Here is a 12196-nt window from a genome sequence, read left to right on the forward strand (position 1 = left end):
GGGGGCTTAAACATTACCCGTATTGCCGTTGCTTTCTGCCGGTTTTTTCTTAAACACGTCATTAAAAAAGTTTTCGGCATCTCCCATATAGCTTTTCATATTTTCAGAGCCTTTTGTTTTCAGCTCTTCAAAATAGTCGCCGGCTTTACTAAACGATTGTTCTGCCTCATCTTTTAGCTTGTTGGCTTTTTCTTTCAGATCGGCATACATTTTTTCTTTTTCTTCATCGGTCATGCTGTTGTATTTAAACAGTGCATAGCCGGCTGCTGCGCCCAGCAGGAAAGTTGCGATGTGTTTGGGGTTGACCATAGTTGTAAGTTTTAAAGTATTATATCAATTATCAGTCCAGTTAATTATTAATGCCAATGGGATTTTTATCAGTTATTTTTCAATCTTCTCTTTTTTATCAATCCACCTTTCACATCTTTTATACTATTCATCACCATAAATGCGTGTGGATCGATCTTTTGTACTTCCGTTTTCAGTCGGCTTATTTCAAGACGAGTCACTACCGTGTACAAAATATCTTTATCAGTTGTGTGGCCTTTTGTTCCAAATCCGCCTTTTCCTTTGTAATTGGTAACACCACGTCCCAGTTGTTGCGTGATCATTTCATTGATTTCGCCTGAGTGAGATGAAACAATGGTAACACCTGTATATTCTTCAATACCTTCTACTACAAAGTCAACTGTTTTTGCGGCTGCCAGGTAAGTGATCATAGCATATAAAGCAGTATCGATGGAAAGAATATAAGCGGCAGCAGAAAACACCACAACGTTGATCATTAAAATAATATCACCCACAGAGCCACCCACTTTTTTACTTAAAAACAAAGCGAGTACTTCTGTTCCGTCAATGACAGATCCGCCCCTGATGGCAAATCCAATTCCTGCACCCAAAAAGAATCCGCCAAAACTTGCCACCAACAATTTATCATTGGTTACGTGTGGAAAGTTAACAAACGCTGTGGTCAATGCTAGACCAACGATAGCAAGCGACGTTTTTATAAAAAAACTGCGGCCCAGTGTTGTATATCCGAATATGACAAACGGTGTATTCACTAACAATAGTAATACGGGGAAAGTTAAGTTGGTTGTTTCTCCAAGTAACAAAGCAATACCTGTTGCTCCGCCGTCAATAAAATTACTGGGCAGTAAAAAACTTTTCAAGCCAAATGCAGCAGAGCAAATGCCCAGAAGCATCAGGAAAATATCTTTTCCTAACGATTGTAAAGTAATTCTTCGTTCCCTGTAGGCCTTTGCTTTCTCGTACCGTGATGCCTGCTTTAATGTGATAGTTTGCTGACTGCCTGATTCCATTAGCTGTTGTTTTAAGGTTCTAAATATGCTGCGAAAGCAGTAATTTGAAACGATCCTTGATCGATGATCTGGTTGGTCGGAATATACAATTTTCTGACCGCTTGCTTATGAAAAAAATATGAACTTGAAAGAATGTTTTACCGGTTTGACTTTGCCCTATTGCAATGCAGATGCAACAAACTGTACATCGACAAATTAGTATTGATTTTGAAGGGATTTTGATTAGTTGATCGATACAATTTCTCTTTCAACAGTCCTATCTAATTCAGGACAACTAGAAATACAAAAACTAAACTTTAATGCAGTTCTTTCGTTGATGTTTGTAATTTTTCGACATTTCTATGTTTCTATTAAATATATTTACCCGAAGAATAGACGGATACAGTTTCCCCAAAATGTAGTCCCGGCGTTCTTAACGACTGCTTATGGATAATGATAACAACTTGTGGCAAGGGCTAAGACAAGGTGATAGGGAAATGTTTTTAGCTTTATACAAAAAGTATTACCATACACTTTTATTTATTGGTCTGAAAGAAATAAAAGATGCCCATTTGGTGAAGGACATCATCCAGCAATTATTTTTATACCTCTGGGAAAAAAGAGAAACAATACAGGATGCGAAGGATGTAAAATCTTACCTGGTTACTTCATTTTTACGAAAGCTTACCGTCGACTGGAAAAAAAGCAAACAATCGGGTTTGTTAGAAGTTGTGTGGAGCAGCTACCCGGAAGATCCTCAGCCTAACCCGGAAGAAAAACTGATTCGTAAAGATGAACAAAGCCATTTGTTTCACCTGTTGATGGAGCGCATTAATGAACTTCCCAACCGCCAGAAGGAATTGATACTGCTTAAATTTTACGAAGGGCTGAGTTACCAGGAAATTGTACAAAGAACCGGCTTATCTCATCGCACGGTTTATAATAAAATCCATGAAGGGTTAAAGAAACTCAAATTGGATATGGCAAAAAGCAATCGTCCACAGAGTGCTGCGCTGCTCTCACTCCTCACAGTTATGGCATCTGCTGCCAGTATTTCTATGGCTCAATAGGATTAAGGCTTTCCTTTTCTAAAATTTTTTTTTAAATAACGGGTAAAAAACACGGGCAGATTACTCTACTTTATATCTGAGATATTAATACTTCGTTATGACCCCTGATAAAACAACCATTGAAGACCTACTTTCCGACGAATCGTTTATAAACTACTGTAAAGGCGTTTCTGCGGTTGATATTGCTTTTTGGGAAAATTACATACAAGAAAATCCCGATAAGGCTTTTCTGGTTGAGGAGGCCAAAGAAAAATATATTCAGCTGTTCAATGCTTTGGCGTTGGCCGATCTGGAAGAGCAGACCGCCCGTTTAGAAAACAGCCTTGGGCATAAAAAGGATACATTGATTATTGAGATGGAAAAATTTGAGCAACAAAAACGGGGAAAGGTATTTCCTCTATGGCTCAAAATTTCTGCTGCGGCTATCATTGTGGCAGGCCTGTTTGTTGCCATCAATTTTGTTGTTACATCACGCAACATTAAAACTTACGCAGCAGTTTATGGCGAAAGGAAGAATATTCAATTGCCGGATGGATCAGTTGTTACATTAAACGCCGGAAGCAATATCAAGATCAATGACAAGTACGGTTTAGCAACCCGTGATGTGTACCTGGAAGGTGAAGCTTTTTTTGAAGTGAAACACGACAGCACCCGCCCATTGATTGTACATACAGCAGCAATGGATGTAAAAGCATTGGGAACAGCCTTTAATGTAAAAGCCTACCTGAATGAAAAGAATACAGAAACATCGTTGATAAGTGGATTGGTGGAAGTAACGCTTAAAGAAAATAATAATCTCAAAATGTTGCTTTATCCAAATCAAAAAATCGAATGGCAAAATGGAATTGGCAAGGAGCAACGTAAGAATTTACAAACGGCAAAACAGGAAATTTATTTATCAGACAGCCTTCCGAAAAAATTAGTGCTAACCAGTACCGGCGATATAAAAGAAATAGCATGGAAAGAAAACAAATTGATTTTTGATGACGAAGAGTTTAAGGACATCGCCATTTTATTAGAAAGATGGTACGGTGCAAAAATTAATTTCAAGGACAATGCAATTTGCCACTATCGCTTTACCGGAACATATGAAAAGGAAGACCTGAATACTGTACTGGATTACCTAAAAGAATCAAAAAACTTTAACTATACAATTGAACAAGGAGAAACATTAACCATAAATCTGTCAAAATAAAAAAATACAGGAGAATGTTGCAGCATTCTACCTGTACCAAAACTTTGAAACGCTTTTAAAATAAAAGAGTTTCTATTTTTTAAATTAAAACCAAACTGAAGGTATGAAAAAAAATCATCCCTACAGGCGGAGTATTGCAAATCCGCCTTTAACGAAGCTGCTGAAAATTATGAAACTGACTGCATTTTTTCTGTTTGCATGTAATCTGCTGGTACATGCAGGAGGGTTTTCTCAGGATGTGAAAGTAACCCTTACGCTGAACGGGGTAAAAATGACCACGTTTTTTAAAGCAATTGAAAAAGAAACCAACTACAGGTTTACATTCTCCAACGATATTATTCCGCCGGGAAAAATCGTAACGGTAAAAGCAAAAGAAACTCCGCTGTTGCAGGTAATGGATGCAGTATTGCAGCAAACCAAATTAAAATACAGGTTTGATGAAACTTCAGGTGTTTTCATTATCTCGGAGAAAAGAGAAGGGGAGGAAAGTGCTGTAATAATGCGCACCATCACGGGCACCGTAACCGGTGAAGCAGCAGACCCCCTTGCCGGAGTAACTGTGCAGGTAAAGGGATCGGACAAAGCAACTACTACCGATAATAATGGTTCATTTTCAATTGAGGTTGAGGATAATGCCAAAATGTTGGTATTGTCTTTTATTGGGATGGTTACACAAGAAGTAAGTATTGAAGGCAAAAGCTCAGTAAGAGTAGTAATGTCTTTGACAAATAAAGCACTCAATGAGGTGGTGGTAATTGGGTATGGTACACAAAAAAGAACGTTGGTAACCGGTGCTGTTTCTACTGTAAACAGCAAAACGTTGAATGAACTGCCGGCGTTAACTATTTCGCAGGCATTGCAAGGACGTGTGGCCGGTTTGCAGGTAACAAATAACGGAAGTCCTGGTACGGAACCTATTGTACGTATCCGTGGTATCAGTTCAATCAGTTTTGCTTCAGATCCATTATATGTAGTTGATGGTTTTCCTACAGGAAATCTTGCAGCAATTGACGTAAAAGATATTGAATCGGTAGACGTATTGAAAGATGCATCTGCTGCTGCTATTTATGGCTCAAGAGCTACAAGCGGTGTAATTATCATCAATACAAAAAAAGGAAGAAGAGATGGTAAAATGAGTGTTACACTTGATTCGTATTTTGGTACACAGGAAGTAACCAAACGTCTTCCACTCCTCAATACAGAACAGTTTAAACAATATGCGCTTGCATACAGAGGAAGCCAGGTACCCCGACTTACAGATCCTCAAATAAATCAACCTGTTTATACTGGCGCATCGCAAACTTATGGTCAAACAAATACTGATTGGCAAGACGCCTATTTTAAGAAAGGTGCCATGAATCAACACAATGTAGGTTTGAGTGGTGGCAACGATGTATCAAGATTTCATGCTTCTGCTGGTTATACCGATCAGCAAGGTATTGCACCAAGTGTAGCTTATCGTCGTTATAATTTCCGTATCAACTCCGATCACATCATAAGCAAGGTGTTCACTTTCGGTGAAAACCTGTACATAGCTTCTGGTACGCAGGATTATGATAATAATGAAACCGGCTCAAGAACAAACCTGGTAAATGTGATAAGAATGATGCCGCATATACCTGTGTATGATCCAACTTCTAATGGCGGTTACAGGGGAGTTGATGCTACAAAAGACGGTGGCGATCCTACTAACCCTGTTGAAGATGCGGCTTTAAAAAACCGTGGTAAAAGATCAACAGTAAAGATATTTGGAACAGCTTTTTTGGAAGCGAATATTACAAGCTGGTTGAAATTTAAATCCACATTTGGTATTGACTATGCAACTGCATTGGATTATCGCTTTGCACCAATTTTTAATGACAACGGTGCTGTTGCAGGTTCAAGCGCTACGCAGGCAACCATCACAAATAACCGCAATGTTTCCACTGTAAAATTGTTTACTGAGCAACTCACGTTCGATAAAACATTCGGTGATCATCATGTAAATGTTATTGCCGTTTATGAACAACAGGATCAAAAAACAAAACAGGAAAACGCAAGTGGCAATCAACCATCTAATGATCTGCGTACATTAAACAATGCAACGAATATATCTGCTCAAACATTGGTTGGAGAAAACACATTGCTATCCTTCCTTGGACGTTTGAATTATGATTACCGGAGCAAATACATATTAAGTGTAGCTGTGCGACGTGATGGACTTTCAGTTTGGGCTCCCGGAAAAAAATGGGCAACATTTCCATCGGCTTCTGTGGGCTGGAGAGTTGACCAGGAAGATTTTATGAAGAATATGCCAAGCGTTTCCGAATTGAAAGTGAGAGTGGGTTATGGAATTACTGGCCTTAATGGCTTAGTGTTAGGTAATACGCCGTGGTTGGTGAGTGTTCTTGCTAATAGCTCATCATATCCTTTTGGAAATTCAATTACAGGAGGTCCTGGTTCTACTATTCCCGGGTTAGGTAACAAAGAATTGGAATGGGAAAAAACAAAACAAATAAACATTGGACTTGATCTTGGATTATTTAAAAATAAGATCACTTTCTCTGCTGAATATTATAAGCGAAATACTGATAACCTGATTTTGGAAGTACCAATTCCTCCTTCTTTTGGCTACATCAACAGCACCGTATTGCAAAACGTTGGTGCAATGAAAAATAACGGGTTTGAATTTCAATTGGGATATAATAAAAGAGAAGGTGCTTTTAAATGGTACGCAAGTACAAACATGAGTTTTGTTACCAACCAGGTAACAAAATTGGCGGAAGGTGTTACAAAAATCGAGAGAGGTAATGACGCAGATTTTGGTGGCGATAATATTACCAATACAATGCCCGGGTATTCTGTGCAGGGATTTTATGGCTGGGTAGTTGAAGGCATTTTTCAAAGTGCGCAGGAGGTTACCAAGCATGCAACACAAACTGCTGGTACCGCAGCAGGTGATCTTAAGTTTAAAGACCTTAACGGCGATGGAAAAATTGACAACGATGATCGGCAGTTTCTCGGAAGTTTTATTCCTAAGGTTACCTATGCATTTAACCTCGGTGGCAACTACAAAAATTTTGATGCATCACTTTTCTTCCAGGGAGTTCAGGGCAATAAAATTTACAATGCTACCAGGGTTATTACTGAGGGAATGGTTCGTTTCTTTAATGCGGGCACACAAGTGTTGAATGCATGGACACCAACTAACACCAACACAAATATTCCTCGTGCTATTTCATCTGATCCTAACAGGAATGCACGTCCTTCAACAAGGTTTCTTGAAGATGGATCATTTTTGCGCCTGAAAAATATAATGGTTGGTTATACTGTACCGGTAGGTTTCTTAGCAACTCATACAAAAGGAACAGTAAAAACCTTGCGTATTTATGTATCGGCACAAAACATCCTCACGTTTACAAAGTACACTGGATACGATCCGGAAGTAGGTAACAGAACTCCGGGTTCATCATTAACCAACGGTATCGACTTCGCTGTGTATCCGCAGCCTAAATCGTTCCAGGCAGGCATTCAGGCAAGCTTTTAATGATAACATCCACGTTTATTTTCTAAAACAATTAAAGTAGTATGAAACAAAATATAAAATCAATAATAGCAGCAACCCTTGCAATTATCAGCATGCAGGGTTGCGACAAAAAACTGGAGGTGTTGGATGAAAATAACCCAACAACAGAAAGTTATTTTAAAACTGCAGGTGAACTGCAGAATGGTGTAAACGCTGTTTACTCAACTTTGCGATCGGCTCAACTGGTTGGCCGGGAATGGTTTTTTACACATGATATGAGAGGTGGCGAATGTTGGTCGGGTGGAGATCAGTTAGAAGCACCAAGAGCTGAGCTATTAAAACAACCATCGCCTGCCACATCAAATGCAGTAATGTCAAACGTTTGGAGTGGCTGCTATCAAATGATCAACAGGGCTAACCTTGTTCTCGCAAAAGCACCGGCGATAAATGATAATACTGTATTAAGAGATCGGGTTGTTGCCGAAGCGAAATTTTTAAGAGGCTGGGCTTATTTTGAATTGGTATCACAGTGGGGCGAAGTTCCATTATATACTGAAACAGTTTCTTCAGCTATTGGCTTTAAAGGCAAATCGCCTGTTGCAGATATTTATGCTTTTATTGTTAAGGATCTTACGGAAGCTGCAGCTGCGTTACCTTCCAGCTATGGCGCAGCAGATAATGGAAGAGCAACAAGTGGAGCCGCTAATTCTTTATTGGGCAGAGTGCTCATGCAAAAAGGAGATTATGCTGCAGCCAAAACAGCCCTGCTTAAAGTGTATGGGAAGTATTCACTTGTTCCTAACTACCTGTGGAATTTTGATGGCGATATTAAAAGTGATGGCGGTGTAACTATTACAACAGGTCATGAGTTTAATGCGGAATCTATTTTTGAAGTAGTGTTTGTTGATAAAGGCGATAACAATTTTAACTGGGGTTATATCGGTGAAGGTTCAACAAGCCCGTTGAGTACAGTACGCAACCAGGAGTATGGCATCACCTGGGGGAATGTTATTCCGTCCGATAAATTCTTAAATGAATTTGAAGCAAATGATCCGAGATACAAATTCACCATTTACGAAGAAGGTGATAATATTCTTACAGCTCCCGGTGCTGTTGATAATATCAACAACCCTGCTGCAACACCGCCTCTAAAGCTCACAGCAGCTGCAATGAATATCGCCAAAAGCACAAAAAACGGCGTCACAATTAAGCGGTTCTTTCGTAAGTATAGTATTTATGAATACGTAAACTCCGGCTTTCATCCAGGTGGTGTTAACCAGCGTGTGATACGTTATGCCGATGTATTGTTGATGTTGGCTGAATGCGAGGCGGAAGCGGGAACACCAGCACAAGCGGCACTTTACATTAACGAAGTACGTAGCCGCCCGGGCGTTGCTATGCCACCTGTGGCTCCTGCAACAAAAAACGATGCTCTTAAAGCAGTAATGCATGAAAGGGCAGTTGAATTGGGTGGAGAAGAAGTAGCAAGCATCGATGTTTTGCGCTGGAGGAAAAAGGGTTATTTCCCTTTACTGAAAGCTGATCCTGTGCCCGGCCAGGTAGACTTGTTCCCTATTCCTGCAATTGAAACGTCAACCAACCCCATGATAAAATAAACAGCATAGTTCAATTCGTATAGAGGCTATTTCTATAGCCTCTATTTTTTTAACTATAACTTGTAAACTGCATGAGCAAGATGTTTACTTACAATAAAGGGTTTGTTTTTTTTATCGGCATTATTTTTTTGATGTCGTGTAACCGTCAACAAAAAAACACGTTGTTTACCTCATTGGCAGCAACTGCATCAGGTATTCACTTTAGCAACGATATTCATGATAACGATTCTTCTTACTCATTTATCAACGAGTTTGGGTATATGGGTGGGGGTGTAGGCATTGGCGATTTTAACAATGATGGCAAAAAAGATATTTTTTTTAGCGGCAACCAGGTAAGCAGCCGTTTGTATATCAATAAAGGCAACAATCAATTTGACGACATTACAGACAAAGCTGGCCTTGTTACCAATGTTTGGTGCACAGGTGTAAGTATTGTTGATATTAACCAGGATGGTTATGATGATATATACGTTTGCGTGTTTGGTAAAGACCTGGTGACCCGTTCAAAAAATCTTTTATTCATTAACCAACGCAATCTTAGTTTTAAAGAAGAAGCGGAATCATACGGCCTCGCCAACAATGGTAATTCAACTCAAGCTGTGTTTTTTGATTATGATAAAGATGGTGACCTCGATATGTATCTGGCCAACTATTTACTAACCGCTAATAATGCCAACAACATTTTGCCACGTGATAAAAGTGGCTATTCTCCTGCTAATGATAAACTGTACCGTAATGATGGCGCTAGTGGAAATGCGGGGCATCCTGTTTTTACAGATGTATCTATTGCAGCCGGTATTAAAGAAGATGGCTATGGGCTTGGCGTATCGGTAAGTGATTTTAATCATGATGGCTGGGCTGATATTTATGTAGCAAATGATTTTATATCCAATGATGAGCTTTGGCTGAATAACCACAACGGTACGTTCACCAATTGTAATGATAAAGCTATTCAGCATCAATCTTACTCCAGCATGGGTGCTGATGCGGCAGATATGAATAATGACACCTTAACTGATATCATTACACTTGATATGCTGCCTGAAACGAATAAGCGAAAAAAGACTTCGCTCTCTTTTATGAATTACGATCGGTATGAATCGGAAAGAGCGATGGGTTATGAACCTGAATTTATGCGCAATATGTTTCAGTTGAATAACGGTAACTTGAAATCAGCAAGTAACAGCATTCCTTTCTTCAGTGAAATCGGAAGGTTAAGCGGCATACATGCCACCGATTGGAGCTGGAGTGTATTGATGGCCGATTTTAATCATGATGGATGGAAAGATATACATGTGACCAATGGTATAGGTAGAGATTTTATTGATGCCGATTTTGTTGAGTTCAGTAATAATATGTTCAATAATAATTTAACAAAGGAAGAACAGCAAAAAGCAATTCGGAAAAAACTGGCCTCGTTAAAAAACGTTAACCTCCCCAATTATTTATACATCAACAATAAAGACCTTACGTTTTCGGATGAATCAAAAAATGCAGGTGTTGATGAACCCTCTATGTCTAACGGTGCTGCCTATGCCGATTTGGATAATGATGGTGATCTTGACCTGGTAGTAAATAATATTAACAGGAAGGCATTTGTTTTTCTCAATAATACTTATCAGAAAAACAAAACGCCTGCTTCTCATTTCTTAACCGTGCAGTTAACGGGAGACAGTCTTAACAAGAAGGCATTTGGTGCAAAAATATTTGTGTTTAATAACGGAGAAATGCAACTACAGGAACAAAATCCTGTCAGGGGATATTTCTCCTCCGTAGATCAGCAACTTGTTTTTGGTTTAGGACAACATGATCATGCCGATTCGCTGGCGATTGTATGGCCCGACGGAAAGAAGCAAGTGTTGAAAAATGTAAAAGCAGATACCAGTCTTTCAATTGTATGGAAAAACGCAGGTGTAAATTTTAATGAGGTTGGTGATCCTTCGTTTCTTTTTTCAGATATATCCGGCTTTCATGGTTTATTGTATAAACACACCGATAACATTTATAACGATTATGCCAGTCAACAATTAATTCCACACAAATATTCTCAGCTGGGGCCTTATATAACAACCGGCGATATTAATAATGATGGTTCAACAGATTTTTTTATCGGCGGTGCATTTAATTTCTCAGGCAAATTTTTCACACAAAACACAGCACAATTATTTACATCAAAAAATCTTACTGACAGTTTAAAACTTGAGGAAGACCAGGATTGCATTTTGTTTGACGCTGACAAAGATGGTGATAGCGATTTGTTGGTTACCTACGGCGGAATGCAGTACGAAGAAAATTCTATTTACTACAAGCCTTGTTTATATATAAATGATGGCAAAGGCAATTTCAAACTAAAGCCAGATGCTATTCCTGATTCAGTAAGAACGATTGCCGGTTGTGTAAGCGCCGGTGATTTTGACAACGATGGTTATCCCGATTTGTTTATTGGTGGCAGAGTGTCAAAAAATTATCCCATATCACCAAGGAGTTTTTTATTGCATAATAACAAAGGCATATTTACTGATGTTACTGCAAAAATTTGCCCTGGTTTGCAAACACCTGGAATGGTTACCGCTGCAGTGTGGACAGATTTCGATAATGATCATCAAACAGATCTTATCATTGCCGGTGATTTGATGCCCTTGCAATTTTTCAGAAACGGTGGCGGCCATTTTATCGACGCAACGGCCGCATCGGGCCTTACGCAAATGAATGGCATGTGGCGTAGTTTAACTGCCAGCGATTTGGACAATGATGGCGATATTGATATTGTAGCCGGTAACCTGGGTTTGAATTGCGAATACAAAGTGAGCCTTCAGGAACCAATGGAATTGTTCGCAACTGACCTGGATGGTAATGGCAGTATAGATCCTTTTCTTTTTTATTACATAAAAGACGCCGATGGAGTCAGGCGTTCGTATCCGGGAATTAGCAGGGGGCGTTTTGCTGAACGTGTGCCGGCAATAAAAAAACGATTTCTTTTAAATGAACATTACGCACTCGCCACTTACCAGGATATTTTCAAAGGCAAGGCGTTGGAAAATATGTTAAAGCTGCGTTGCGATGAAACCCGTACCTGCTTTTTTGAAAACACAGGGAAGGGCAAATTTGTAAAACATGTATTGCCGGTTGAAGCACAGTTCTCCCCTGTGAATTCTATTATCTGCGATGACCTGGATAACGACGGCTATAAAGATCTGTTGCTCGCTGGAAATGAATACCAGGCCGAAGTAATGACGGGACGATATGATGCATCATTTGGCTGTTTTCTTCGGGGAAGCGGCAATAAATCTTTTACCCCAGTTCCACCGGCGACAAGTGGCTTTATAGTAAAAGGAGATGTAAAAGACATGTCGCTTATTCGTCTATTAAATGGAGAAAAGATATTGCTTGCAGCGGTTAATAATGATTTCATGAAAGTGTTTCGCATTCGGGTTGCTATCAATAAATAAAATAGGAATAAGTTACCCCGTTTTTTCCCTTGTTTAACAATGATTTTCAGCAGGGTTTGAGCT

At 39.4% G+C, this 12196-nt stretch carries 7 protein-coding genes; 5 read left to right on the forward strand and 2 right to left on the reverse strand.

The window, feature by feature from the left end; genetic code table 11:
• Positions 1–6: 6 nt before the first annotated feature.
• Together ACO1QW_RS07060 and ACO1QW_RS07065 are read right to left on the reverse strand one after the other, a co-directional pair.
• On the reverse strand, positions 7–309 hold the full coding sequence (locus tag ACO1QW_RS07060; RefSeq protein ID WP_486257016.1) for a hypothetical protein: 303 nt from the start codon (positions 307–309) through the stop codon (positions 7–9).
• Between the two features lie 68 nt (positions 310–377).
• On the reverse strand, positions 378–1319 hold the full coding sequence (locus tag ACO1QW_RS07065) for a YitT family protein (RefSeq protein WP_486257018.1): 942 nt from the start codon (positions 1317–1319) through the stop codon (positions 378–380).
• Between the two features lie 425 nt (positions 1320–1744).
• Between ACO1QW_RS07065 and ACO1QW_RS07070 the strand changes: the two genes are divergently transcribed.
• From ACO1QW_RS07070 to ACO1QW_RS07090, 5 genes are all read left to right on the forward strand, one after another.
• On the forward strand, positions 1745–2368 hold the full coding sequence (locus ACO1QW_RS07070) for an RNA polymerase sigma factor (RefSeq protein ID WP_486257020.1): 624 nt from the start codon (positions 1745–1747) through the stop codon (positions 2366–2368).
• Positions 2369–2465: 97 nt separating this feature from the next.
• A complete protein-coding gene (locus ACO1QW_RS07075) occupies positions 2466–3563 on the forward strand; it encodes a FecR domain-containing protein (protein ID WP_486257021.1) in 1098 nt (365 codons plus the stop codon).
• A gap of 103 nt (positions 3564–3666) precedes the next feature.
• On the forward strand, positions 3667–7089 hold the full coding sequence (locus tag ACO1QW_RS07080) for a SusC/RagA family TonB-linked outer membrane protein (RefSeq protein WP_486257023.1): 3423 nt from the start codon (positions 3667–3669) through the stop codon (positions 7087–7089).
• A gap of 41 nt (positions 7090–7130) precedes the next feature.
• Entirely contained in the window at positions 7131–8684 is a 1554-nt protein-coding gene (locus ACO1QW_RS07085; RefSeq protein ID WP_486257025.1) for a RagB/SusD family nutrient uptake outer membrane protein, read from the forward strand.
• 71 nt (positions 8685–8755) lie between these two features.
• Positions 8756–12133, forward strand: a complete 3378-nt coding sequence (locus ACO1QW_RS07090) for a VCBS repeat-containing protein (protein WP_486257027.1) — start codon at positions 8756–8758, stop codon at positions 12131–12133.
• Positions 12134–12196 lie beyond the last annotated feature (63 nt).

The sequence above is a fragment of the Lacibacter sp. genome, assembly GCF_057361365.1.